This is a genomic window from Streptomyces sp. NPDC088725 (genome assembly GCF_044751305.1).
Taxonomy (GTDB): Bacteria; Actinomycetota; Actinomycetes; order Streptomycetales; family Streptomycetaceae; genus Streptomyces.
Genome location: NZ_JBIVLO010000016.1, coordinates 14,861 through 37,688, shown reverse-complemented (window position 1 = coordinate 37,688; position 22,828 = coordinate 14,861). Strand labels below are relative to the sequence as shown.

Genomic DNA, 22,828 nt, shown 5'->3' with positions numbered 1-22,828 from the left:
CGGTGAGCGACCATCAGAATCTGCTCGCGGAGCAGCGCCGTGCGCTGATCCTCGACGAGGTGCGCAGGCACGGCGGGGTCCGCGTCAATGAACTCACCCGCAAGCTCAAGGTCTCCGACATGACCGTCCGGCGGGATCTGGACGCGCTCGCCCGCCAGGGTGTCATCGAGAAGGTGCACGGCGGCGCGGTGCCCGTGGTCGACGGGAGCACGCACGAGCCGGGGTTCGAGGCGAAGTCGGCGCTGGAGCTGAGCGCGAAGGAGGACATCGCGCGGGCGGCCGCGGCCATGGCCGTCCCCGGCACCGCCATCGCGCTGTCCGGCGGAACCACGACGTACGCGCTGGCGCGGCATCTGCTCGACGTACCGGATCTGACGGTGGTGACCAACTCGGTGCGGGTGGCCGAGGTGTTCTACGCCGCGCAGCCGGCCGGTGGCGCGGGCGGCCAGCGCCCGGGAGCGGCCACGGTGGTCCTCACCGGCGGCGTGAGGACCCCGTCGGACTCACTGGTGGGACCGGTCGCCGACCAGGCGATCCGCTCACTCCATTTCGACGTGCTCTTCCTCGGCGTGCACGGCATCTCGGTCGAGGCCGGTCTGTCCACACCGAATCTGGCGGAGGCGGAGACGAACCGGCGGTTCGTGCACTCCGCCCGCCGGGTGGTGGTCGTCGCCGACCACACCAAGTGGGGGACGGTGGGGCTGAGTTCGTTCGCGACGCTGGGTCAGATCGACACACTGGTGACGGACGGGGGGCTGCCCGCGCGGGCCCGCGAGGAGATCAACGAGCAGTTGCCGGGACTGATCGTGGCGGGCGACGAGGAAGACGTCTGAGCCCGCGGGACGTCTGAGCCGGGCCGCCCTGGCCGGCCCGGGCGTGCACGCCGCTCCGGCACCGCCTCCACCGTCGTGACCCAGATCACCAATGCCGAGAATGCCCTCAGCGCCCGCCTGCCCTCCGTCCGCTCCCCCGCCGCCCTCGCCGCCCAAGCCGCCCCCGGACGAGACCGCTGGACCGATTGGCCCCAACTGGTCCCCAAGAAACGCGGAAAGGCGGTACCGGATTTCTCCGATACCGCCTGCGACCTGCGTAAACGCTGGTCGGGACGACAGGATTTGAACCTGCGACCCCTTGACCCCCAGTCAAGTGCGCTACCAAGCTGCGCCACGTCCCGATGCTCAGCGCCCCACCGGAAGGTGAAGGTTGCCGTGCGTGGGAAACTTTACCTCACTCTGTGCGGCGGGAAGACGCACCCTGTCCAGGTGACAATCGGAGCATGAAGGAAAACCAGCGGGACCGTGACGACGAGGGCCGGGCGCGCAGTGCGCGGCCGCGGGACGGGCTTGGGCGGCCGTTGCCGTATGGGGCTTCCGGGGTGGAGCGGCAGCCGGAGGGGGTGGTGCGTACGCCGGAGGAGACCGTCGGGAAGGCGCAGCGGCTGCTTGACGCCGGAAAGCCGTTCCACGCGCATGAGGTGTTCGAGGACGCCTGGAAGTCCGGGCCCGAGGACGAGCGTGAGCTGTGGCGCGGGCTCGCCCAGCTCGCCGTGGGGCTGACGCACGCCGCGCGGGGCAATACGACGGGCGGCGCGCGTCTGCTGCTGCGTGGCGCCGGTTCCGTCGAGGCGTACGGTCCGCTGCGGCCGCACGGCCTCGATGTGCCCGGTCTGACCGTATGGGCACGGGAGCTGGCGGAGCGGGTCGCGGCCGGCGGCCAGCCGGTGGACGCCGCCGCCTCCGCGCCCCGGCTGCGAGGGTGAGGCCGAGGCCGGCCTCAGCGGGCTGACCGGCTCTCGGGGCACGGTGCGTCGGCCGTTACCGGGCGCCGCACGCCGACCGTCACTGTTCGCCGGGCAGCGCACGCCGGCCGCCACCGGACGCCGCGCGTCGGCCCTCACCGTTCGCCGGCCGCCACCAGGATCACTTCGAGCGTGCGCGGCCCGTGGACGCCCTCGACCCGGTCGAGTTCGATGTCGCTCGTGGCCGACGGGCCCGAGATCCAGGTCAGCGGGCGCGTGGGGTCCAGGCGCGGCATCGCCTGCGGGACGGAGGCGACGACCTGGCCGGGGGTCCGTACGACGCAGATGTGGTGGTCGGGGACGAGAGTGATGCGGCGGCGGCCCTGGTCGGGGCTCGCGTCGAGGACGAGCGTGCCGGTTTCGGCGACGGCGAGCGCGCAGCCCGTGACCACACTGTCCACCGCGTCCAACTCCGCTGCGCTGGAGTCCGGTTGGTCCTGGACCTGCGTGACGTCGGTGACGCTGAGCCAGGACTCGGGCAGGCGCGGCGGTACGGCCACGGTGCGGGCGCCCCGTTCGGTGAGCAGCCGGGCGATGAGCGCCGGCAGTCCTGCCTCGTCCGTACGGTGGACGAGCGCCCGGTAGTCGGCGAGGTTCTCGGCGAGGAGATCGACGGTCCGGCTGTCGGGGGTGTGCGTGTCGAGATAGTCGCGGGTCGCCTCGGGCGCGTCGGGCGCGTCGGCGACGGCGCCGCGGATGCGGGCGAGGATCCGTTCCCGCGAACCAGAAGCGGTACTCATGGTCTGGGGTCGTCCTTCCGGTTCTTCTTCCACCAGTCGCGGAACGATTCGGGTGGCAGTTCTGGCAGGTCACGGCTGTCGGTCCAGGCGCCCGCGCCCGGTGGTTTCCTCGGGTGCAGCCCGCGGGTCCTGGACGCGGCCCGCTCCCCCGCCGCCAGGACGCGCGGATGGTCGAAGACCCAGCCCGCCGCCTTGATGGCGGCCTTCTCCAGCCGGTGGCCCTTCCCGCCCTCGTCCGCCACGCGTTCGCGCAGATGGACCAGGACCTCGGGGATGTCGATGGCCACCGGGCAGACGTCGTAGCAGGCGCCGCACAGTGAGGAGGCGTACGGCAGTGACTTGTCGATATCGCTCTCGGTGCCCCTGAGTTGGGGGCTGAGGATCGCTCCGATCGGGCCGGGGTAGACCGAGCCGTACGCGTGGCCGCCGGCCCTTTCGTACACCGGGCACACGTTCAGGCATGCCGAGCAGCGGATGCAGCGCAGCGCCTGGCGGCCCACTTCGTCGGCCAGTGTGTCCGTACGTCCGTTGTCCAGCAGCACCAGGTGGAAGGTGCGGGGCCCGTCGGTGTCGTGGGTTCCGGTCCACATGCTCGTGTACGGGTTCATCCGCTCGGCCGTCGAGGAGCGCGGCAGTGTCTGGAGGAAGACCTCCAAGTCCCGCCAGGTCGGCACGACTTTCTCGATGCCCACCACCGAGATCAGTGTCTCGGGGAGGGTCAGGCACATCCGGCCGTTGCCCTCGGACTCGAACACGGCCAGGGTGCCTGTCTCGGCGACCATGAAGTTCGCGCCGGAGATGCCGACTTTGGCCCGCAGGAACTTCTCACGAAGGTGCAGCCGTGCCGCTTCGGCGAGTTCGGCGGGGCTGTCGGACAGGCCCTCGGGCGCCGCCCGGCCCCAATGGCCCATCTGCTCGCGGAAGATGTCGCGGATCTCGCCGCGGTTGCGGTGAATGGCAGGTACCAGGATGTGCGAGGGCCTGTCGTGACCGAGCTGTACGATCAGCTCCGCCAGGTCGGTCTCGTACGCGGAGATGCCTTCGGCCTCCAGCGCCTCGTTGAGGCCGATCTCCTGCGTGGCCATCGACTTGACCTTCACGACCTCGCTCTCGCCGGTCGCCCTGACCAGCTCCACGACGATCCGGTTCGCCTCTGCCGCGTCGGACGCCCAGTGCACCACCCCGCCGGCCGCCGTGACCGACTCCTCCAACTGCACCAGATAACGGTCCAGATGGCGCAGTGTGTGGTCCTTGATCTGCTTTCCGGCCTCCCTCAGGAGTGACCAGTCCGCCAACTCGCCCACCGCCACGGCCCGTTTGTCCCGGATCGTGTGCGTGGCGTGCCGCAGATTTCCCCGCAGCGTCTCGTTGCCCAGCGCCTCCTTCGCCGCCGCGGGGAAGGCCGGCATCCCCAGATACGTACCGCTCATGCCCAGGGCTCCTCTTCCGTCGACGCCAGGATTTCCGCGAGATGCAGGGCGCGCATCGGAGCGTCCTCGCGGCTGAGGATGCCCCCGATGTGCATCAGGCAGGAGTTGTCGGCGCCGCACAGCACACCGGCGCCGGTCCCGAGCGCGTTGTTCACTTTGTCCTGTCCCATGGCCACCGAAACATCGGAGTTCTTGACGGCGAACGTGCCGCCGAATCCGCAGCACTCCTCGGCGCCGGGCAGTTCCCGCAGTTCGAGGCCCTTCACCGCCTGGAGCAGCTTTCTCGGCCTCTCGCCGAGGCCGAGAAGGCGCAGTCCGTGGCAGGACGGATGGTAGGTGACGGTGTGCGGGAAGTACGCCCCGACATCCGTCACCCCGACCACGTCGACCAGGAATTCGGTCAGTTCGTAGGTGCGGGCGGCCAGTGAGGCCGCGGCCGCGCCGCCGATCTTCGGGTAGTGCTGCCTGACCATCGCCGCACACGACCCCGAGGGCGTCACCACATGGTCGTACCCCTCGAAGGCCCGCACCATCCGGCGTACCAGCGGCTCGGTCTCCTTGCGGTATCCGGTGTTGTACTGGGGCTGCCCGCAGCAGCTCTGCGCTTCGGGGAAGTCGACCTCGACGCCCAGTCGTTCGAGGAGACGCACAGTCGCGATCCCGGTGGACGGATACACGGCGTCATTGACGCAGGTGACGAAGAGAGCGGCGCGCATGGGCGGAGCATATGCCGCGCGCGGGCGGGCGCGTAAGACCTCCGCCCTGTGGGATAGCCCATGAGACCTCCGATGAATGTTCCACTCGCCCCGATGTGTGCCACGCGTCAGCCGCGTCCGACGAAGTCCCAGGTCCCCTGATCCACGCGGTAGACCACGAAGCCGGGCTCGGTGCGCAGGTACGCGGCGGATCCGGGGGCCCGGACCTGGTCACGGCGCGTCGCCGGTATCTGCACCTCGGCGCTCGCGCCGACCGGCACCTCCACGGTGAGCCGCAGGTCCGGGCCGACCTGCGACCAGGCCACCGCCGCGGTGCCGCGTACCGTACGGATCGAGGTACGTGCCCAGCTGACCCCGGTGCGCGCGTCTGGCCGTACGGTGAAGGTGCGGTAGCCCGCGTCCCCGGGCCGCAGTCCCGCGACGTTCTCGTACAGCCACTGCGCGACGGTGCCCTGGAAGTAGTGGTCGCGTGAGCGCGAGTCGAGCGGCCACATCTCCCACATCGTGTCGGCGCCGTTGTCGAACCAGTAGCCCCAGCCGGGATAGCCGCGCTGGGTGACGATGGCGTGCGCGACGTCGGGGTGGCCGTGTGCGCACAGGACGCGCAGCAGCACACTGGTGCCGAGGGCTCCGGTGTTGAGGTGGTTGCCGCGTGCGGCGATGTCGGCCACGAGGCTGTCGACGACCGATGCCCTGGCCCCGCCCGGCACCAGGCCGAACGCGAGCGGGAGGGCGTTGGAGGTCTGCCGGTAGTCGGGGTCCTTCGCGGTGCGGTAGTGGCCGGACTCGTCGAGGAAGGCCGCGTTGAGCGCGTCCTTGAGGCCGTTCGCCGCCGTGCGGTAGCGGGTGGCGACATCGTCGTGGCCCAGCAGTTCACCCAGTTCGGCGGTCTCCGTCAGGGCGCGGTGCAGATATGCGGTGGCTGTCAGCCGGGTGTCCTCGGGCGGATTGCCGCCGTAGCCGGGCGGCAGGTAGTCACCGAGCGCGGTGACGGCGAGACCGTCCCGCAGCCGGCTCAACTCCCAGTCCAGATAGCGGGTCACGGCAGGCCAGTGGGCGCGGGCCGGCCGGTCGTCGCCGTAGATCCGGTACATCTCGCGCAGCACGAACGGGTAGACCGTCGTCCACTCGGGTGAACCGGGATCGCCGAGCCCCCAGCCGCCGCTGGGCACGATCACCGGCAGCTGACCGTCGGCGTGCTGGCTGTCCGCCAGATCGCCCAGCCACTTGCCGAGGAAGCGGTGCACACCGAAGGCGTACGCCATGACGGGCGTGCCGAGCTGCGCGTCACCCGTCCAGCCGTTCTTCTCGTACATGGGTGTGTCGGTGGGAATGCCGTGCAGATTGTTCAGCAGGGTACGGCGCATCGCACGGTCCAGCTGCTCGTAGAACGGCTCCGAGCAGCTGAAGTCGCTGACTTCGGCGACTTTCGTGTGGACCACCCTGCCCAGCACGTCGGCGGGACGCGGGCGGGTCGGCAGGCCGCTGACCTCGACGTACCGGAAGCCTTTGTACGAGAACGAGGGCTCCCACACCTCGGTGCCACCGCCCGCACAAATGTACTCGTCGCGCTGGCAGCGTCCCGGCACGTTCCCGTTCTCCGCCTGGACGCTGCCGTCCGCGTTCAGCTTCTCGCCGTGGACCAGCCGGACGGTGGTGCCCGCCGGGGCGCGTACGGTCAGCCGGCTCCAGCCCGCCGTCGTACGGCCCATGTCCACGACGTACACACCGGGGCGCTGCTCGGTGATGCCGGTGGGTGTCAGGGTCTCGATGATCTCGATGGGATCGTGCGGCTGGGCGCGCAGTGTGCCCTTCGGTGCTTCCTGGGCATGCGGGCTTCGCCAGGCGCTGTCGTCGAAGCCGGGGCTCGTCCAGCCGGCCGGGGCGAGCCGGGCGTCGTATGTCTCGCCCGCGTAGAGGGAGTTGGAGAGAGTGGGGCCTTCGGTGAGGCGCCAGTCGGTGTCGGAGACGACGGTGGTGCGGGAGCCGTCGGGGTGTTCCGCCTCCAGCCGGCACAGCAGCCGGGGTTCGCCGTGCCACGGCGGGCGGTGCCAGTTCCACACGTTGGGGGTGGTCATGCCGTAGAAACCGCGGCCGAGCGTCACACCGATCGCGTTGTTCCCGGCGCGCAGCAGCGCGGTGACATCGTGGACGGCGTACATCACGGTCTCGTCGTAGTCGGTGAAGGCCGGGTCGAGGACCTGGCTGCCGACGCGCTTCCCGTTGAGTTCGGCGACGTAGTAGGCGAGTCCGCTGAGGTAGAGCCGGGCACGGGAGACCGGTTTGCGTACGGTGAATTCGCGGCGCAGCAGGGGCGCGGGCGCCTCGGGAACGGCGACGGTGACGCCGTCGCCCCACGGCCCCTGGCCGTACGGGGCGAGCACGGCGGCGGCCGGCCAGCCGGTGTCGTCGAACTCCGGCTTTTCCCAGCCCTGTTGCTCGGTGTCGGAGCCGCACCAGTGCGCCCCGGTGACGAGTTCACGGCTCTCTCCGCCGGTGGTCTCGACGGTCAGCCGCACAAGCAGCCCACCGGGGTTGACGGACACGTCGCCCCGGTTGGTGGCGAGTGCGGCAAGGACGATCCGGCCGCCCGCGGCCTTCACCTCCTCGGTGACATCGGCGGTGAGGCCGGTGCGCCAGCCGTCTTCCCGCACGGGCGCCTCCAGGATCCGGCCGCCGTCGAGGTGGAGCGTGAAGTCGTCGTCGGCCGTGGCGACGACCGTGGCGCGTTCGGCCACCGCGCCCTCGGGCAGATTGAGGACGCCGCGGAACCACCGTGGTCCTACGGGGGCGTTGCCGGTCGTCGCCCCTTCGGACCAGATCCAGGAGGCGCCGTCGAAGCCGGGCGGCGCGGCCGGCTGGTCGGCTCCGATCCACCGCGCCTGCCATTTCTCGTCGCCGAGCGCGGTCTCCCACCAGCCCGGCTCGCTCCAGGCCGAGGCGTGTCCTTCCGTGTCCCAGACCCTGACCTGCCAGTGGCAGCGGGTGCGGGGCGGCAGAGCGGACCCCGCGTAGGGGACGGCGACGCTGCGGTCCGAGACCGTACGGCCGGTGTCCCAGAGCAGTCTTCGCCCGGCGGTGAGATCACCGGGCTCCCGGGCGGCTCTGATCTGGTACGCGCTCTGCCGTGCGGAGTTTCCCCCGGCGGTCAACTCCCAGGAGAGCGAGGGCGTGCCGCTGTCGGTACCGAGGAGATGTGCCGCGTTCTCGACCGTGGTGGCGACGATACGGAGCCGGCCGGCCCCCGCGCTTTCGCCCAGCGCTCCCGGCCGGCGCGCGCCACCCGCTTCCTGGGCGGCCGAGGCCGGCCCTGGGGCAAGCCCGGCGAGGCCGGCCCCCGCACCCACCACGGAGGTGTGCAGAAGACCCCTGCGTGTCCAGCCCATGCCCATCGGAATCCTTCCCCGCGCGTAATTGAAACGTTTCATAATTTCCCTCTCCGCATGGTATGGGCCATCGCGAACCCACTACAAGAGGTACGCACGAGACGGGAGTTGGAGGAGGGAAAGCCGTCGGCGCGCCGCGCGCGACGACCGACTCCGGCCCCCGCTCCCTCCTTTCCTCCCTTGGCATATTTCTTGCGACCCTCACGCAGTCGCCCCGATCACGCATAACCCCCAATTCTCCAGGGCGAGTTGGTCCCTCCCATCCGGTATGCCCCTCTCCATATGGGCACTTGGGTCGAAGATTTTTACAACTGCCTTCGAAATTTGCGCGGATTCATAGACTTCCTGCGGCACCCCTCCTAGCATTTTCGCGTCCGCAGAGTCCCCACGAGCCGCAAGGACGTATGTCTGTGACACCTCCCCCGAACCCAAGACGCCGCCTGCTCCGCCGCGGCATATCCGCATCGGTCTCTCTCGCCCTCGCCGCGGCCGGGACGGCCGCCGCGGTGGTCCTGTCCACCGCTCCCGCCGCTCAGGCGGCGGGGGTTCCCGCCCCGTCGCCCGTGGGGATCTCCGGACGCGGCGCCACCGTGCCGTTCCAGGAGCAGGAGGCCGAATACGCCGCCACCAACGGCACGTTCATCGGCCCCGACCGCCTCTACGGCCACCTCCCCTCGGAGGCGTCGGGGCGGCAGGCCGTCACGCTCGACGCGGCCGGTGAGTACGTGGAGTTCACTCTCACCGCCCCGGCGAACGCGGTGACGTTCCGCTACTCGCTGCCCGACACCTCGGACGGTGCGGGACGCGACGCGACCATCGACCTGAAGGCCAACGGCAACCAGCTCAAGAGTGTGCCGGTGACCTCCAAGTACAGCTGGTACTACGGCGGTTACCCCTTCAACAACAACCCCGGCGACACAAACCCGCACCACTTCTTCGACGAGACCCGTGCCCTGTTCGGCTCCACGCTGCCAGCCGGCACGAAGGTCCGTCTCCAGGTGTCCTCGACCTCGCAGTCGCCGTCGTTCACCATCGACCTCGCGGACTTCGAGCAGGTCGCCGCACCGATCGCGCAGCCTTCCGGCTCGCTGAACGTCGTGACCGACTACGGCGCCGACCCGACCGGGGCCGCGGACTCGACGGCCAAGATCCAGGCGGCCGTGACCGCGGGCGCGGCGCAGGGCAAGACCGTCTACATCCCGCAGGGCACCTTCCAGGTGCGCGACCACATCGTCGTCGACAAGGTGACACTGGCCGGTGCGGGTCCCTGGTACAGCGTGCTGACGGGGCGTGACCCGTCCGACCGCTCCAAGGCCGTCGGTGTGTACGGCAAGTACGCCAACCAGGGCGGGAGCAGCAACGTCACCCTCAAGAACTTCGCCATTCTGGGCGACATCCGCGAGCGGGTCGACAACGACCAGGTCAACGGCCTCGGCGGCGCCATGTCCAACACCACCGTCGACAACCTGTGGATCCAGCACACCAAGGTCGGGGCGTGGATGGACGGCCCGATGGACAATTTCACCATCAAGAACAGCCGGATCCTGGACCAGACGGCCGACGGCGTCAACTTCCACATGGGCGTGACCAATTCGACCGTCACCAACACCTTCGTGCGCAACACCGGTGACGACGGTCTGGCGATGTGGGCGGAGTCCGTACCGAACGTGAGCGACTCGTTCACGCACAACACGGTCGTGGCGCCCGTCCTGGCGAACAACATCGTCACGTACGGCGGCAAGAACATCACCCTCTCCGACAACGTCATGTCGGACACCGTCTCCAACGGTGGCGGCCTGCACGTCGCCAACCGGTACCCGGGGGTCAACTCCGGTAGCGGAACGGCTGTTTCCGGCACCATCACGGCGGCGAGAAACACCCTGATCCGGGCCGGCAACAGCGACTTCAACTGGCAGTTCGGCGTCGGCGCGATGTGGTTCGACGGCCTCAACGAAGCCGTCAACGCCACGATCAACGTCAGCGACTCGGACATCCTCGACAGTTCTTACGAGGCGATCCAGACGATCGAGGGCCCGGTCAGGACGCTCAACTTCAACAACATCAACATCGACGGCGCCGGCACCTTCGCGCTCCAGCTCCAGGCGGGCGGCGCCGGCAACTTCACCAACGTCAAGGCCAAGAACATCGCCCAGGCGAAGACGATCTACAGCTGCCAGGGCGACGCGTTCACCATCGCGCAGGGCACCGGCAACTCCGGCTGGTTCACCGATCAGACCTTCTGCGGCAACTGGCCGGCCCCGGTGTGGACCAACGGTGGTGTCCCCTCCACCGGCAACCCGCCGACCGACCCGCCCACCACGCCGCCGACCGACCCGCCGACGACGCCGCCGGCCGACACGGGCAACCTCGCCAAGAACCGTCCGGTCGCCGAGTCCGGCCACGCCGATGTGTACGGCGCGGGCAACGCGGTCGACGGCAACGCGGACACCTACTGGGAGAGCAAGAACAACGCCTTCCCGCAGACCATCACTGTGGACCTCGGCGCGTCGAAGGCCGTCAAACGCGTGGTCCTCAAGCTCCCCCCGGCGACGTCGTGGGCGACCCGCACGCAGACCCTGAGTGTGCTGGGATCCACCGACAACGCGTCGTTCAGCACGCTCAAGGCTTCGGCGGGCTACACCTTCAACCCGTCGAGCGGTAACACCGTGACCATCAGCCTGCCCGGTACGCCGACCCGTTACCTGCGGCTCAACATCACCGCCAACACAGGCTGGCCGGCCGGCCAGGTCTCCGAGTTCGAGGCGTACACCGGCTAAACCGCACAGGGCACACTCCTCGGGACACGAGTGCGGGCCCGGCCGAAAGCCGGGCCCGCACCGCTGTCCGGACGTCTCCGTGAAAAGACGCGCTACCGGGCGAGAACCGCCCGGACCGACTTTCCGCCGCCCGGACGGGAATGGACGGTGACCTTCTCGGCCAGTCGTCGCACCATCGGCCACCCGAACCCGCCCGTGTGCCCGGTGAGATCGGGCGTACGGTCCAGTGGGTGTGCGGAGCTCGGGTCGTCCACCACGATCTGCAGACTCCGCCGGTCCGCGCGCAGGTGCAGAGCAGTCACCTGTCCCGCGTGGCGCAGAGCGTTGGTCACCAACTCGGAGACCACCAGCACCAGATCCTGCGACGTGTGCGGGGACGGTGTCGGGTACAGCCCGGCGAGAAAGCCGTACGTGGCGTCACGGGCCTCGGCGGCCAGCCGTGGGCGGCAGTCCCACTCCGCGAGGGACTGGTTACGGTCTTCGCGTGTGTACGGGTGGTGCATGTGGCTCACCCCGGAGGTTGAAGCGCGTTGTCGGCCTGGTCCCTGGCCGTTTACCCCCGAGATCGGAAGCCAACAGTGCCGAACGCGATCCGGCGGTTCTCAGGGCGCCCGGAGAGAGCGGGACGAGCCCGCAGGCCGACCGCGCCGAGGGAGCCGGACAAGCGCGAAGGCCGACCACGCCGGGAGAGCGGGACGAGCGGGTGGGCCGGCATAGGGCCACATGGTCCGCCCCGGGCCGGGCACACGCAAAACGACAATCCGACCGGCCACGAAGGAAGGCATGCCCGTGCTCATGGCGCACCCCGACGTACTCCACGACGTTCTCTCGCGGTACGAAGCCGTCCAGGCCCCACGTTCCGAGCGGGACAGCTCCGAGATCCGCAGAAGACGGGAAGATCTCGCCTACACACTCTGCGTGCTGACCGGCACCCGGGCGATCGAGGACGCGCTCGCCCGCGCCGGGAGCCGGCTGGCCGCCGCACCCACCACCGGCGCGGGCGCATCGCGCACCGCGGAAGACACCGTGGCGCTGACCGCGTGACGGCGGAACGCAGACAGGCGCTCCGCCGCCGGCTGGAACGGCTCATCGGCATCGCGGCGACCGAAGGCAACGCGCTCGTCAGGCTCCGCAACGGCGACGAGATCTTCGCGGCCATGCTGCGCGGCATCCGCGAGGCCGAGCACACCGTCGACATGATGACCTTCGTCTACTGGCGCGGTGCGATAGCGGCGGAGTTCGCCGACGCGCTCGCCGAGCGCGCCAGGGCCGGGATACGCGTCCGGCTCCTGCTCGACGGCTTCGGCAGCCGGCTCATCGAACACGAGCTGCTGACGTCCATGACGGAGGCGGGAGTTCAGGTGGCCTGGTTCCGCAGGCCCCACCGCCTCTCGCCGATGAAGCAGAACCACCGCTGCCACCGCAAGGTGCTCGTGGTGGACGAGTCGACGGCGTACACCGGCGGCGTCGGCATAGCCGAGGAGTGGTGCGGCGACGCCAGGAACGAGAACGAGTGGCGGGACACCCACGTCCAGGTGCGCGGCCCCGCCGTCGACGGAATCGCCGCGGCGTTCGCGCAGAACTGGGCGGAGTGCCACGAAGAACTCTTCGACGAGCGCGACCGCTTCGTCGAGCACAACCAGCCGGGCGACGCGGTGGTGCAGGTCGTACGGGGCTCGGCGAGCTTCGGATGGCAGGACATGCAGACCCTGCTGCGGGTGATGATCGAGTCCGCCGAGGAGCGGCTGCGGATGGCGACCGCCTACTTCGCGCCCGACCCGTACTTCGTGGATCTGCTGTGCCGTGCGGCGCGGCGCGGTGTGTCCGTGGAGATCCTGCTGCCGGGCCCGCACACCGACAAGCGGGTCTGCCGGCTGGCCGGGCAGAACCACTACGAGGAACTGCTGGCCTGCGGTGTGCGCATCTGGGAGTACCAGCCGACGATGATGCACGCCAAGGTGATCACCGTGGACGGCGTCGCCTCGCTCATCGGATCCACCAATATCAACCGGCGCTCGCTCGACCATGACGAAGAGGTCATGCTCGCCGCTCTCGACGAGGACTTCACCGCCGTCCTGGACGCGGATTTCGACGCCGATCTCGCCGCGAGCAACAAGATCGAGCCGGGCCGCTGGAAGCGGCGTTCCGCCGCCCGGCGTGCCCAGGAGGCGGCGATCGCGCCCATCCGGCGGTTCCTGTGACGCCGGACGGGTCGGACCGGTACCCCGTGTGAAACAGAGCACAGCGGGCAGGGCATCCTCAGACCCCGGCGATGGTGGACTGGCGGAACGGATGCGCACATGGAAGGGCTTGGCCCCGAACAGCCCGGGAACACCCCGCGCGAGGCCGCGGAGGAACTGGCGGTCTCCGCGGAGGCCGTGACGGAGATCTCGGCCTCCGCGGCAGCCGCGCTGGATCCGCGGCTCCCGCCGCACCGGCTCCGGCTGCTCTCCGTCATCCAGCGGCGGCCGGGGGTCAATCTGACCGGTCTGGCCGAATCGATGGGGCTGACGCTCTCCCGCGCCAGCCGGGTGTGCAGCGCGATGGAGGCGGCGGGGCTGCTGGAGCGCCGTCCCGTGACCACGGACCGCCGGGAGATCGAGCTGGCGCTCGCCCCGCGGGGCGCCGCGCTGCTGACGGATTACCAGGACAGGCGGGCGGGGCAGATCGCCGAGGTCATACGCCGGATGCCGGCGAGTGACCTCGGCGATCTGCTCACCGGGCTGCGTTCCTTCGCCGCGTCACTCGCCGCTGTCAGAGACGGCCGGGGCTGATCCCTCCGCCGTGTCCGCGGGGACGGGGGCCGCGAGCGCGCTCTCGACGCTGTCGTGCACGGGCAGTGCCTCCCACAGCCCGATGACGTCGAACAGGCGCTTCACGAAGGCGGAGGGAGCGGCGAGCCGCAACCGCCCGCCGAGCGCCCGGTACGCCTGGAGAAGCACGTTCACGGTGGTGGAGTCGGCGAAGGTGACGCCGGACAGGTCGAGGACGACAGGGCCACGCGCGCTCTCGCCCGCCTCGGTCACGGCGGTGGTGAGCGGTCCGGTGTTCTCGAGGTCGAGATCACCGCTGACGGCGAGAACGAACGCGTCGCCGTCCTGCCGCGCGGTCAGTCCCATGACGGGGCCCGCGCTGTGGGGAGGGGGCACGACGATCCTTCGGGGTCTGGACGAACAGCTGACTGTGCGTCCACCACGATAGAAGCGATAGTTGCCATTTGACAACATTCTCTGGTGGGCAACAATCTGTTCACTGCTTCCGCAGCCCGTCTTCACGCGGAGAGTACGGAAGGTGCGAAGCGTGCGGAAGGTAACGTGCAGAGGCCAGGAAGTGGGACCCAATGAAGCTACGCGGTGTCCGCCACGCCGTCCTGCCCGCATGCGGCGGACCCGCCGCCGGCGGTGCCGAGACGCCTTGTCGCGGCCGCGCGGAACGCGGCCAGCCCCTCGGCGAGCGCGATGATCTCCGCGGGATCCATTTCCGCGAGCACCACGGCGACCTCCCGGGTACGGAACGCCCGGTGCTCGTCGAGGACCTGGTGGCCCCGCCTGCTCAGCCGCAGCTCGACCTCCCGCCGGCTCGTCGGGCTGGGCGAGCGGTGCACGAGGCCCATGGCCTCCATCCGGTCGCACAGCCTGCTCAGCGAGGAGGGACGCGAACCGAGAACTTCGCCCAGCGTCCGGAGATTCGCGCCCTCATGCGATTCGATGACGAGAAGGGCCCGTAGCTGGGAAGGCGAGACCGGTCCGGAGGGCGCCGCCTCCTGGCCACGTCCCCACAGCACCTCAAGCAGCTCCGAAGCGGCGCAGGCTGCCTCGGCGACCTGCGCGCGCGGGCGTGGCTGACCGGTGAAGCGCGACATCGATCCACCCTTTCATCCGGCACGGGCCTTTGTCAGCCCGGCGCAGGCCCGGACGGACCGACCGACCCGACCCGACTCGCCCCTGGAAGAAGAAGGCCTGAACGACAGTGACTGTACTCGCGGATGTGGAAAGAGCGGTCCGGGCAGCGGAGCCGCATGCCCTGGTGGAAGCCGTGCGCGGCGCGCTCGTCGCGGCGTACGGCGTGACATCCGTACAGCTGTACCTCGCCGACTACGGACTCACGGTGCTCCAGCCGGTCGACTTCGTCACCCACCCGGAGGGGGCGCTGTCGCTGAACAACAGTGCCCAGGGCCGGGCCTTCGGCAGCCAGGAGGCGCGCGAGCGGCAGGTCAGGCACGGAGAGGCGGTGGACCACCATCTGCCGGTGACGGTACGCGGGGAACGCCTCGGCATCCTCACGGTCCAGCTCCCGGCCGACCGCTCCACCGCGGACACTGTCGAGGAGCTGACGCGAATCGCGGAGCTGCTCGGGCACGAGATCCTGGTGGCCGATCGTGACACCGACCTCTACCAGCGGGCCCGGCGCGTGAACCGGCTGACTCTGGCCGCCGAGATGCAGTGGGAGCTGCTGCCCGCGCGGGCGTGTACGGCGCGGGAGTACGCGATCGGGGCCCAGCTGGAGCCCGCGTACGCCATCCACGGCGACAACTTCGACTGGGCGTCGGACGCCGATGAGCTGACGCTCGCGGTGACCAATGGCATGGGCGAGGGCATCGAGGCGTCCCTGCTCACCAATCTCGCCGTCAACGCGCTGCGCAACGCGCGCCGGGCCGGCATCGGTATCGCCGACCAGGCGGCGCTGGCCGACCAGGCGCTGTACGAGCGGCACCGGGGCGCCGCCTACGTGTCGACCCTGCTGCTGCGGTTCGAGCTGGATACGGGCCGGGTGGAGGCGGTGGACGCCGGTTCACCGCAGCTGTGGCGGCAGCGGGGCAAGACGGTGGAACGCGTCGAGTTCGACGCGCAGCTGCCGCTCGGCATGTTCGAGGAGTCGGACTACGTGGCGCAGACCTTCCAGGTCGAACCGGGCGACCGGCTGTTCTTCCTCAGCGACGGGGTGTACGCGGCGGTCTCGCCGCGCGGCGAGGTGTACGCGGAGCGCGCGCTGGCCCGTGCGGTCAGCGCGACGAGTCTGCTGCCGGCCGCCATGGTGCCGCGCGCGGTGCTGCGTGAGCTGGCGGCCCACCGGGAGACCGAGTCGACCGACGACGCGCTGGTGCTCTGCCTGGACTGGTTCGGCAGACAGAAGGACGAAGGAGAGCGGAGCTGAGCCGTCCCGGGGCGGGACGGTACGGCTGAGCCGGATGCCACACGTCATAGGGCCGGCGCTCCCGGGCCACGGGCTTCCGGCTCCGGGTTCTCGGCTCCGGCGCTCTCGAACTCAGCGACGCGTGCTGCGTGTTCTCGCCCTTCGGCGCTGCGGGCTACCGGCTCCCGGGCTCAGCACACGCCGCGGCTCCGGGCGGGATTCCCTCCGGAGCCGTGACCGCGTCAGCCGCAGGAGAGCCGGGGGCGTGGGCCTCAGCCCGTCGCGCCGTCCGGCTCCAGAACGAAGTCGGCCCGGACCCTCTTGCCGACCGGGACGCGCTCGGCCGTGAGCCGGTCGCACAGCGCGTGGACGATCTCCATGCCGTGGCCGCCGAGCCGGGTGGGGTCCCGCTCGAAGCGGCGCGGCAGGGTCGCGCTGCTGTCGAGAACGGTGACCGTCACCCGCCGGTCGGTGCCTTCCAGCTCCAGGACGTACGGCCCGTGGCTGTGCCGCTCCGCGTTGGTGACCAGCTCACTGACGACCAGCAGTACGTCGTCGCGCGTGCGGTCTCCCAGGGCGGCGAACCATTCCGCCTCCAGCTGCTGGAGGAACTGCACGGCCAGCCGCCGCGCCTCGGCGATACAGCCCGGCTCCCCGCTGAACTGCGCCGCACGGCGCAGCGGGTCCACGGAATCCGCTGGGGCGGGGGTGAGGGCCCTGCCGATGGTGGTCTCGTTCATACGCTCCCTGCCCGCGCCCTGTGGGGGCGACCGGGTCCCCCTTCTACGAGGCCCTTATGCCCTTTGTCCGTGGACGGTATGCCCGCCCCGTTGTGTTGCGTTGTGTGAAGGGTGTCACCTGCGGCCGGGCAGCCGGACGACGGTGACGAAGAACTCGTCGATCTGCCGTACCGCCGCGATGAACTGGTCGAGGTCGACCGGCTTGGTCACGTAGGCGTTGGCATGCAGCTTGTAGCTGCGCAGGATGTCTTCCTCGGCGGACGACGTGGTCAGCACGACGACCGGGATCAGCGCCAGCTCCGGATCCGTCTTGATCTTCTCCAGCACCTGCCGGCCGTCGTACTTCGGCAGGTTGAGGTCGAGCAGGATGAGGTCGGGCCGGGGCGCCTCCTCGTGGGGCGCGCGCCGGTAGAGGAAGTCAAGGGCCTCTTCGCCGTCGCGCACCACATGGAGGGTGTTGCGGATCTTGTTGTCCTCGAACGCCTCGCGGGTCATCAGCTCGTCGCCCGGATCGTCCTCGACCAGCAGGACTTCGATGGACTGCAGGGGCGTGGTCACTGAGTGTCTCCCGGCGGGATGGTGGGGATGGCGGGGATGGTGAAGTGGATGCGTGTGCCACCCTCCGGCACGGGCTCCAACCAGATTCTGCCACCGTGGAACTCTACGATCTTGCGGCACAGGGCGAGACCGATGCCGGTTCCCTCGTACTCGTCCTTGGCGTGCAGGCGCTGGAAGATGATGAAGACTTTCTCGGCGAACTCGGGTGCGACGCCGATCCCGTTGTCCGAGACCGTCAGATGCCAGTCGTCGCCCTCGCGGACACAGCCGACGGTGATCCGGGACGGGGCGTCGGGCCTGCGGAACTTGACAGCGTTGCCGACGAGGTTCTGCCAGAGCATGACGAGTGTATTGGGATCGCCGTTCACCTCCGGCAGCGGGTCCTCCCGTACGACCGTCACCCCGGACTCCTCGACGATCATGGCGAGGTTGCCCAGTGCGCGGTCGAGTATCTGCTCCAGCGCGACGGTCTGCCAGGCGTCGTGCACCCGGCCCACCCGGGAGAAGGTGAGCAGGTCGTTGATCAGGACCTGCATCCGCTTGGCGCCGTCGACGGCGAAGTCGATGTACTGCCTGGCCCGGTCGTCCAGCTCCGCGCTGTAACGCTTCTCCAGCAGCTGGCAGAACGAGGCGACCTTGCGCAGCGGCTCCTGGAGATCGTGCGAGGCGACGTACGCGAACTGCTCCAGCTCCGAGTTGGAGCGGCGCAGTTCCTCGGTCTGCTCCCCGAGCAGGTTCTCACGCGCGCGCGACGCGGCCAGTTCGTCGGCGAGGCGGGCGCGCATGTCCTCGACCGCGGCGCCCACGGCGCGCAGGTCGGAGGGGCCGTGGACCTCGATGCGCCGGTCGAAGGCCCCGGCGCGCACGTCCTCGGACGCGGCGCGCAGCGCTTTCAGCGGCCGGCCCACCATGCGTTGCAGCACGAAGGCGAGGCCCACGACCACCACGACGAAGACGATCAGCGCCGTGAGGAAGACGGTGTCACGCAGCGAGCGGCTGTGGTCGAGGTCGGTGCGCGCCTGCTTCCTGGCGGTGTTGAGGTGGTTCTGCTGTTCGGTGAACAGCCGGCGCAGCTCGTCGAACGTGGTCTTGCTCCGCGCCAGGTCCTCCCCGGACGCCGACTGGGCGCCCCGGGTGCGCACGGAGGTGATGAGCGGCTCGGCCGCCTCGCTCCGCCACTTCTCGGCGGCGCGCGTGATGCGGCCGAGGTCGGCCGTGAAGCCGGGATCCGACGCCACGACGCGGGCGAGGGCCTTGGTCAGCCGCTGTTCGTCCTTGCGGCCCTGGCCGTACGGATCGAGGAACGCCGGATCGGCGGTCAGCGCGAAGCCGCGTACGCCGGTCTCCTGGTCGAGGAGCGACCTCTGGAGCTGGAAGGCGCCGGAGCGGGCCGGCTGGATGCGGTCCACGAGTTCGTTGGTTCTGGCGTTCGTCTGGGCCAGCAGCACCCCGCCCGCGACCGTGCAGGCGCACACGACCAGGACCAGCGCCCCGAGGATCAGCTGGACCCATCCCTGGACGGAGAGCCTGGTGCGTGTGGTGCTCCAGAAGCTCACCGGCCGTCCCCCCAGCCGAGATGGAGTACGGCGACGTCGTCGGCGAGCCCGCCGAACGGGGCGGCGCCCTCGGCCGCCTCGTCGACCAGGGCGTCGACGAAGGACTGGGCGGGCAGCGCGCCGTGCTTTCTGGCGAGTCTGAGCAGCCCCTCCTCGCCGAGTCTGACCGCTGGGCCCGTACGTCCTTCGAAGAGTCCGTCCGTGAAAAGCACCACATGTCCTCCAGGCCGCAGCGGCAGTTCGGTCTCGGTCCAGCGGCCCGTACCGGGAAGGAGACCGAGGGCCATCCCCACCTGCGGCTCCTCCCAGCGCACCTCGGTCGCGTCCCGGACGAGCAGGCCCGGGTGGCCGGCCCGGATCACCTGGACGCGGCGGCCGTCGGGCGGGAAGACGAGCGAGGTGACCGTGGCGAAGACATGATGGTCCGCGCGCTCGGCGACCAGGATCTCTTCCAGGAGGCGCACCTGTTCCAGCGGGAGCGTTCCGCACAGCACGGCGGTGCGCCAGGCCACCCGCAGGCAGACGCCGAGGGCGGCCTCCGCGGCGCCGTGCCCCGACACGTCACCTATGACGGCGTGCACCGTGCCGTCCGCGGTCTGTACGACGTCGTAGAAGTCACCGCTCAGCAGTCCGTGGGCGCGCCCCGGCTCGTACCGGGCGATCGCCTCGAAGTCCTCGCCGCGCAGCAGCGGAACGGGCAGCAGGCCGCGTTCGAGGCGGGCGTTCTCCTGAGCCATCAGCTCGTTGGCCCGGAGGGCGGCGGTGGCCCGTTCGACCTGCTTGCGCTGGAGGGAGTAGCGGACCGCGCGGCTCAGTCCCTCCGGGTCGATGCGCCCCTTGACGAGGTAGTCCTGCGCGCCGGTCGCCACGGCGGAGAGCCCGGCCTCGCCCTCCGCCATGCCGGTGAGGACGACGATGGCGGCGTCGGGGGCGCTGCTCAGGACGCGGGTGACGACGTCGACACCGTGCGCGTCCGGCAGGTGGAGGTCGAGGAGTACGCAGACCGGGGTGGTGCAGGTGAGAAGGAACTGCTGGGCTTCCGCCAGCGTCTTGCACCAGGTGAGGGAGGAGTCCAGGTCGCTGTCGATCAGCATTTCCTCGACGAGCAGCGCGTCACCGGAGTCGTCCTCGACCAGCAGCATGACGGCGTCCATGGCCCAGACGGACTCGCGCACGGCCGCGGAGGCCTGCTGTGCCGGTACGATCCCGGTACCTCTGCGGCGCTGCACGGGACGCGCGGAGACGCCCACAGGAAAATCGGTCACTCTCTCCACCCCCTCACCCGGACGACGCGGGTTCATGGCATCGTTCCGGCCGGAAGCATATGCGACAACAGGAGCATCTCGCCGGGCCGGTGGGTGAACCGGCCGGGGCCCTGATGTGGTAAACCGCAGGGCAGGGACGAGAGCCGTGTACGGGGGTGCGGGGCATGACGACAGTCGACGACGGGGCGGACAACGCCGTCGCGGGGACGCCGGTGTGGATCGAGGCCTGGCCCGCCGACACGGCGGAGGCCCGCGTGCTGACACGTGACTTCCTCGGCCTGCACGTACCGCTCGCGGCGGAGCCCGCCGTGGCCGATGTGCTGCTGATCGTCTCGGAGCTGGTGACCAACGCCATACGCCACGCGGGAGGGGTGACCGGCTTCCGGCTGGCCGCCGGTCACGGAGTGGTGGAGATCACGGTGCGGGACGCGGGCGCGCGCGTTCCCACCTTCACCGAGCACACCGCGGACTGGCTGCCCGGAGGATACGGCTGGCCTCTGGTGAACCGGCCGGCCGAGGTCGCGGTCGTGCCGCACGCGGACGGCGGAAAGCTCATCCGGGCGACCGTGCACCTCTGAGACACGCCGGACGAACCGCGGCCGCGCACCGGCGGCCCGTCAGTTCCGGGCCGCCGGACTCCACCCGCCGGCCGCTGCCCGGTGCCTGACGCATGTCGCCTGTCATTCCAGGAACGGCAGGCGGACGCGCGTAGCGTCCGGTTGCTGCCTCTATGCGGGGCTCATCTGATAACACAAGGTCAAATTACCGTTTCGGATCTGTCCGAACCCGACCGATCAATGTCACTCTCGGGACAGCTCACCACGCGTCCCCACGGCTCGCGGTGAGGCCCCACCCCCCACACAGGGCTGCCTCCGGGCGGCCCGACGCCCTTGGGAGACCGAGTGAGAAACGTAGCTTCCAGCCCCCGCAAGCACACCTCTCGCAAGAAGCACACCTCTCGCAAGAACACCCTCCGCATCGCGGCCCTGGTCGCCTCCGCCGCCATGGTGGCGCTCGGCGTACAGACCGGCGCCAGCGCCCAGTCGGCGCCCCGTGGAGCGAACGGCGCCGCTCTGGCGCTCTCCCCCGGCCGGCACGCCGCGGCTCTCCGGTCCGCCCGCGCGGACACCGCGAGCGAGGCCCAGGCCCTCGGGCTCGGCGCCCAGGAGAAGCTGGTTGTCAAGGACGTCATCAAGGACGCCGACGGCACGGTGCACACGCGCTACGACCGCACCTACGAAGGTCTGCGCGTCATCGGCGGCGACCTCGTCGTCCACCGGACGAGCGGCGGCACGAGCAAGGTCACCAAGGCGACCGCGGCCCGCATATCGGTGGCGACCACCGAGGCCGCGGTCACCGCTTCCACCGCCAGGTCCGCGGCGCTGAAGGCCGCTTCGGCCGAGAGGACCACGGAAGCGAAGGCGAGCACCGACCCGGTCAAGGTGATCTGGGCGGCCGGCGGCACACCCGTGCTCGCCTGGGACACCCTCGTCCGGGGCGTCCAGCCCGACGGCACGCCGAGCGAGCTGCATGTCATCACCGACGCCACCACCGGCAAGGAGCTGTCCCGCCAGGAGGACGTCAAGACCGGCACGGGAACGGGCACGTGGGACGGCGACGTCACCATCGGCTCGACCGGGAGCGCCGGCGCCTTCGAGCTGACCGACACCGACCGCGGCGGCCACAGCACGTACGACGCGAACCAGAGCACGTCCTCGGCCAGGGGCACACTGTTCACCGATGACGACGACGTCTGGGACAGCGAGCGCCAGAACGCCGCCGTCGACGCGCAGTACGGCGCGGCGGAGACGTACGACTTCTACAAGGACGTCCTCGGCCGCACCGGTATCAACGGTGACGGTGTCGCGGCCTACTCCCGTGTCCACTACGGCGACAGCTACGTCAACGCCTTCTGGGACGACAGCTGCTTCTGCATGACGTACGGGGACGGTGAGGGCAATGCCCGCTCGATCACCGAACTGGACGTGGCCGGGCACGAGATGAGCCACGGCGTCACCGCGGCCACGGCCGGCCTGATCTACTCGGGCGAGTCAGGCGGCCTCAACGAGGCCACCTCGGACATCTTCGGCACCGCCGTGGAGTTCCACTCCGGGACCGCCGCCGACACCGGCGACTACAACATCGGTGAGCTGGTCGACCTCTACGGCGACGGCACCCCGCTGCGGTACATGGACAAGCCGAGCAAGGACGCCGAACACGGCGGCTCCGGCTCCGCGGACTTCTGGTCCTCCTCCGTGGGCAACCTCGACGTGCACTACTCGTCCGGTGTCGCGAACCACTTCTTCTACCTGCTGTCCGAGGGCAGCGGCGCGAAGACCATCAACGGAGTCGACTACGACAGCCCGACCTCCGACGGCTCCACGGTCACCGGCATCGGCCGGGACAAGGCCGTCCAGATCTGGTACAAGACGCTCACCGCGTACATGACGTCCACCACCGACTACGCGGACGCGCGCACCGCGACGCTGAGCGCGGCGGAGGACCTGTACGGCGCGGACAGCACCGAGTACGCGGCGGTCGGTGCCGCCTGGAGCGCGGTCAACGTCACGTGACCGCCGAATAAGGGAACAGGGACACAGAGGGGCACAGAGGCATAAGCCCCGACCAGCAGTCCGGGGCACGGGTCCGGCGCGTTTCGCACGTGCGGCCCGTGCCCTTCGTCCGCGCCTTTCCGATGTACGGGCCCGCGTAAAGCCGGTCGTACGAAA

General features: G+C 70.1%; 20 protein-coding genes and 1 tRNA gene. 9 read left to right on the top strand and 12 right to left on the bottom strand.

Translation table 11 applies throughout. From position 1 onward, the window contains the following. Positions 1-2: 2 nt before the first annotated feature. A complete protein-coding gene (locus ACIP6N_RS28825) occupies positions 3-833 on the top strand; it encodes a DeoR/GlpR family DNA-binding transcription regulator (RefSeq protein ID WP_401820450.1) in 831 nt (276 codons plus the stop codon). A gap of 264 nt (positions 834-1,097) precedes the next feature. Here ACIP6N_RS28825 and ACIP6N_RS28820 read toward each other — a convergent pair. After that, positions 1,098-1,174, bottom strand: a tRNA-Pro gene (locus tag ACIP6N_RS28820). Between the two features lie 102 nt (positions 1,175-1,276). Between ACIP6N_RS28820 and ACIP6N_RS28815 the strand changes: the two genes are divergently transcribed. Next, positions 1,277-1,759: a DUF309 domain-containing protein gene (locus ACIP6N_RS28815; RefSeq protein WP_401820447.1), complete on the top strand. Its 483-nt coding sequence runs from the start codon at positions 1,277-1,279 to the stop codon at positions 1,757-1,759. A 134-nt stretch (positions 1,760-1,893) separates the two neighbouring features. Here the strand turns inward: ACIP6N_RS28815 and ACIP6N_RS28810 are convergent, their stop codons facing one another. From ACIP6N_RS28810 to ACIP6N_RS28795, 4 genes are all read right to left on the bottom strand, one after another. Beyond that, complete coding sequence (locus tag ACIP6N_RS28810; RefSeq protein WP_401820444.1) at positions 1,894-2,538, bottom strand: lactate utilization protein C; 645 nt, start codon at positions 2,536-2,538, stop codon at positions 1,894-1,896. After that, on the bottom strand, positions 2,535-3,968 hold the full coding sequence (locus ACIP6N_RS28805) for a LutB/LldF family L-lactate oxidation iron-sulfur protein (RefSeq protein WP_401820441.1): 1,434 nt from the start codon (positions 3,966-3,968) through the stop codon (positions 2,535-2,537). The genes ACIP6N_RS28810 and ACIP6N_RS28805 overlap by 4 nt, the downstream gene beginning before the upstream one ends. Further along, a complete protein-coding gene (locus ACIP6N_RS28800) occupies positions 3,965-4,684 on the bottom strand; it encodes a (Fe-S)-binding protein (protein WP_401820439.1) in 720 nt (239 codons plus the stop codon). Before ACIP6N_RS28800 ends, ACIP6N_RS28805 begins: the two co-directional genes overlap by 4 nt. A gap of 107 nt (positions 4,685-4,791) precedes the next feature. Then, positions 4,792-8,112 carry a family 78 glycoside hydrolase catalytic domain gene (locus tag ACIP6N_RS28795; protein ID WP_401820436.1) on the bottom strand — a complete coding sequence of 1,107 codons (3,321 nt, stop codon included), beginning with the start codon at positions 8,110-8,112 and terminating at the stop codon, positions 4,792-4,794. A 368-nt stretch (positions 8,113-8,480) separates the two neighbouring features. Between ACIP6N_RS28795 and ACIP6N_RS28790 the strand changes: the two genes are divergently transcribed. Continuing rightward, a complete protein-coding gene (locus ACIP6N_RS28790; RefSeq protein WP_401820435.1) occupies positions 8,481-10,847 on the top strand; it encodes a discoidin domain-containing protein in 2,367 nt (788 codons plus the stop codon). Between the two features lie 92 nt (positions 10,848-10,939). On the opposite strand, the gene ACIP6N_RS28785 is transcribed toward ACIP6N_RS28790, so the two are convergent. Further along, positions 10,940-11,350, bottom strand: a complete 411-nt coding sequence (locus tag ACIP6N_RS28785; RefSeq protein ID WP_401820434.1) for an ATP-binding protein — start codon at positions 11,348-11,350, stop codon at positions 10,940-10,942. Between the two features lie 280 nt (positions 11,351-11,630). Between ACIP6N_RS28785 and ACIP6N_RS28780 the strand changes: the two genes are divergently transcribed. The 3 genes from ACIP6N_RS28780 (at position 11,631) to ACIP6N_RS28770 (ending at position 13,621) form a co-directional block, all read left to right on the top strand. After that, complete coding sequence (locus ACIP6N_RS28780; RefSeq protein WP_401820432.1) at positions 11,631-11,891, top strand: DUF5133 domain-containing protein; 261 nt, start codon at positions 11,631-11,633, stop codon at positions 11,889-11,891. Beyond that, a complete protein-coding gene (locus ACIP6N_RS28775; protein WP_401820431.1) occupies positions 11,888-13,048 on the top strand; it encodes a phosphatidylserine/phosphatidylglycerophosphate/cardiolipin synthase family protein in 1,161 nt (386 codons plus the stop codon). The genes ACIP6N_RS28780 and ACIP6N_RS28775 overlap by 4 nt, the downstream gene beginning before the upstream one ends. A gap of 99 nt (positions 13,049-13,147) precedes the next feature. Further along, positions 13,148-13,621 carry a MarR family winged helix-turn-helix transcriptional regulator gene (locus ACIP6N_RS28770; protein WP_401820428.1) on the top strand — a complete coding sequence of 158 codons (474 nt, stop codon included), beginning with the start codon at positions 13,148-13,150 and terminating at the stop codon, positions 13,619-13,621. On the opposite strand, the gene ACIP6N_RS28765 is transcribed toward ACIP6N_RS28770, so the two are convergent. Both ACIP6N_RS28765 and ACIP6N_RS28760 read right to left on the bottom strand, forming a co-directional pair. After that, the gene (locus tag ACIP6N_RS28765; protein WP_401820427.1) at positions 13,589-13,996 is read right to left on the bottom strand and encodes an STAS domain-containing protein; all 408 of its coding nucleotides are present in this window, start codon (positions 13,994-13,996) and stop codon (positions 13,589-13,591) included. The genes ACIP6N_RS28770 and ACIP6N_RS28765 overlap by 33 nt on opposite strands. A 197-nt stretch (positions 13,997-14,193) precedes the next feature. Next, complete coding sequence (locus ACIP6N_RS28760; RefSeq protein ID WP_401820426.1) at positions 14,194-14,709, bottom strand: MarR family winged helix-turn-helix transcriptional regulator; 516 nt, start codon at positions 14,707-14,709, stop codon at positions 14,194-14,196. A 107-nt stretch (positions 14,710-14,816) separates the two neighbouring features. Here ACIP6N_RS28760 and ACIP6N_RS28755 point away from each other — a divergent pair, with 107 nt between their 5' ends. Then, positions 14,817-16,001 carry a PP2C family protein-serine/threonine phosphatase gene (locus ACIP6N_RS28755; protein ID WP_401820423.1) on the top strand — a complete coding sequence of 395 codons (1,185 nt, stop codon included), beginning with the start codon at positions 14,817-14,819 and terminating at the stop codon, positions 15,999-16,001. 251 nt (positions 16,002-16,252) lie between these two features. On the opposite strand, the gene ACIP6N_RS28750 is transcribed toward ACIP6N_RS28755, so the two are convergent. From ACIP6N_RS28750 to ACIP6N_RS28735, 4 genes are all read right to left on the bottom strand, one after another. Further along, on the bottom strand, positions 16,253-16,720 hold the full coding sequence (locus tag ACIP6N_RS28750; protein WP_401820421.1) for an ATP-binding protein: 468 nt from the start codon (positions 16,718-16,720) through the stop codon (positions 16,253-16,255). A 114-nt stretch (positions 16,721-16,834) separates the two neighbouring features. Further along, entirely contained in the window at positions 16,835-17,278 is a 444-nt protein-coding gene (locus ACIP6N_RS28745; protein ID WP_401820420.1) for a response regulator, read from the bottom strand. Further along, on the bottom strand, positions 17,275-18,834 hold the full coding sequence (locus ACIP6N_RS28740) for a CHASE3 domain-containing protein (protein WP_401820419.1): 1,560 nt from the start codon (positions 18,832-18,834) through the stop codon (positions 17,275-17,277). The genes ACIP6N_RS28745 and ACIP6N_RS28740 overlap by 4 nt, the downstream gene beginning before the upstream one ends. Then, the gene (locus ACIP6N_RS28735; RefSeq protein WP_401820553.1) at positions 18,831-19,988 is read right to left on the bottom strand and encodes a PP2C family protein-serine/threonine phosphatase; all 1,158 of its coding nucleotides are present in this window, start codon (positions 19,986-19,988) and stop codon (positions 18,831-18,833) included. Before ACIP6N_RS28735 ends, ACIP6N_RS28740 begins: the two co-directional genes overlap by 4 nt. 275 nt (positions 19,989-20,263) lie before the next feature. On the opposite strand from ACIP6N_RS28735, the gene ACIP6N_RS28730 reads away from it, so the two are divergent. Both ACIP6N_RS28730 and ACIP6N_RS28725 read left to right on the top strand, forming a co-directional pair. Continuing rightward, entirely contained in the window at positions 20,264-20,677 is a 414-nt protein-coding gene (locus tag ACIP6N_RS28730) for an ATP-binding protein (RefSeq protein WP_401820416.1), read from the top strand. A gap of 426 nt (positions 20,678-21,103) precedes the next feature. Continuing rightward, a complete protein-coding gene (locus ACIP6N_RS28725) occupies positions 21,104-22,672 on the top strand; it encodes a M4 family metallopeptidase (RefSeq protein WP_401820552.1) in 1,569 nt (522 codons plus the stop codon). Positions 22,673-22,828: the final 156 nt, after the last annotated feature.